This is a genomic window from Peptococcus simiae, assembly GCF_046569735.1.
Lineage (GTDB): Bacteria > Bacillota > Peptococcia > Peptococcales > Peptococcaceae > Peptococcus > Peptococcus simiae_A.
Genome location: NZ_JBKICG010000051.1, coordinates 1 through 541, shown reverse-complemented (window position 1 = coordinate 541; position 541 = coordinate 1). Strand labels below are relative to the sequence as shown.

The following is a 541-nucleotide window of genomic DNA, read 5'->3' as shown; positions in this document are numbered from 1 at the left end:
CCATGGTCCCAAAGAGCTGTCAACTGTTTTTTTGGCCTTTTTTCTTTTTTTATGAAAGAAATTTCCTCCCTAAGCATTTTTTAGCCCGACCGTCTCTATTTTACTTTCTGCCAGGATTCACTTTTTGCTTGATCAGCCTTGTGGTAGGCATGGCTATTGATGGCTTCTACCATGTCATAGTAGTACCATTGACCTTCCTGCAAATCAGGGAAGGTCTTGACCTTTCCATCCACTTTTGCCAGGCCTTCCTTATCGACTTTCCGGTCGAATACGGCATTCAGGATGCTGGCTGCTTCTGCTCTGCTGATCTTTCGTTCCGGTTTGAAGCTGCCGTCTGGGTAGCCGCTAATCCGGCCATTGGCGTAGGCCTGGGTAATGGCTTGATGGGCCCAGTGGCCTTGGACATCGGCAAAGGGAAGGTTATCGGTGGTATTTTGCTTGTCAATCTTCTGGATGACTTTGGCAAACTCTGCTCTGGTGATGGGGGCATCAGGCCGGAAGGACCCGTCTTCATACCCAGTCATGAGTCCAGCTTTGACGA

General features: G+C 49.0%; 1 protein-coding gene. It reads right to left on the bottom strand.

Annotated features, from left to right (window positions below; genetic code table 11):
* Nucleotides 1–95: 95 nt before the first annotated feature.
* Nucleotides 96–541 (bottom strand): S-layer homology domain-containing protein (locus tag ACLGL1_RS09820; protein ID WP_411008488.1); only part of this gene is annotated, 446 nt, incomplete at its 5' end.